The organism is Donghicola mangrovi, from assembly GCF_013377535.1.
In the GTDB taxonomy this organism is placed as follows: Bacteria; Pseudomonadota; Alphaproteobacteria; order Rhodobacterales; family Rhodobacteraceae; genus Donghicola; species Donghicola mangrovi.
The window spans coordinates 1-713 of the sequence record NZ_JABCJE010000039.1 but is presented as its reverse complement, the minus strand read 5'-3'; the positions used below and the strand labels follow the sequence as shown (position 1 = coordinate 713).

Genomic DNA, 713 nt, shown 5'->3' with positions numbered 1-713 from the left:
CCACCATATGACCGGTTCGAGGGCAACATTGCTGCGACTTTAGAAGATTGTTCGCAGCTTCTTATCTGCAGTCGATTTCGATCTGGCGGCTTGTGGAGAAGGTACGCTTTCCCCCGATGCTTTGAAGTTGAACGAATGCACGCTCGCCCTCCAGGTCGAATTCGACATCAATTGTCGAAATGTCGCCAAAAACAGAAGGCAAGCTGAGGATTTGAATGTTTGGCTGGCCAAACTTGATCTGCATAGAGAAGACAAGTTCCGTGAACTGCTCGAAGTCACCCGCCAACACCTCGGAAACCGAAGTAACCACACCGTTGCAAATATACAGAGACAGCATGGTGCCTTCGACAATCCAACTCCCGGGAAGATTTTCTGACATCGGTGCCAGAATCCACTTCTGTGCAATCGCATGGTTTTGCGCTTCTTCCAATGTGCTGCCCAGAATGAATCCCCCGAAGTCCGCCGGATCAGCGGAATGAGCGATAGAGGCGACAAACAGAGCAAATGTATTTGCCAAAATAAAACTTTTGGACGGCTTCATCAGTATCTCCACTATTGGATCGGCTGCTCATCGCAGAAACGGCGAGAAAGTAAACATGACTTCAGAGCGCACTGCGAACCTTGGCTTACCAGATCATTCTACTCGACACTAGGAATGACCGGTTCAGTGAAGCCACTCCACGGCGACCAGACGAAGCCTGCAAGGAAGCTAT

Annotated in this window: 1 protein-coding gene; it reads right to left on the bottom strand. The window is 49.9% G+C overall.

Annotated features, from left to right (window positions below; translation table 11 throughout):
* Window positions 1-61 precede the first annotated feature (61 nt).
* A complete protein-coding gene (locus HJ536_RS20675) occupies window positions 62-541 on the bottom strand; it encodes a hypothetical protein (protein ID WP_177159276.1) in 480 nt (159 codons plus the stop codon).
* Window positions 542-713: the final 172 nt, after the last annotated feature.

Bases quoted from the DNA above. Each gene is read 5' to 3' on its own strand.
- HJ536_RS20675 (WP_177159276.1), bottom strand. From the start codon at position 541: ATGAAGCCGTCCAAAAGTTTTATTTTGGCAAATACATTTGCTCTGTTT.